Raw genomic sequence first — 279 nt, forward strand, 5'->3', positions numbered from 1 at the left:
CGTAGAGCTGCGTTGTGATTTCCAATCAAACCGGCGCAGACCGGTCTTGGTTCAAGGGGACAGACATGAACAAGCAAACTTTGCAGACCAACGACGCCGTGTCGTTGGCACTGCGCGTGTATGAGCCCGAGGGCGCGGCGCGTGCCAGTGTCGTCATTGGCGGTGCCATGGGCGTGCGGCAGTCGTTCTATGAGGCGTTTGCGCTGTGGATGGCGCAGCAGGGCTTTCGCGTCACCACGTTCGACTACCGGGGCCATGGCGACTCGCTGCAGGGGCACC

The 279-nt window shown here is 62.4% G+C and carries 1 protein-coding gene; it reads left to right on the forward strand.

The window, feature by feature from the left end:
* Positions 1-65 precede the first annotated feature (65 nt).
* The coding region (locus B2J89_RS22160) for a serine aminopeptidase domain-containing protein (protein ID WP_205763943.1) at positions 66-279 on the forward strand (214 nt) is incomplete at its 3' end.

This window comes from Acidovorax sp. SRB_24 (assembly GCF_012931925.1).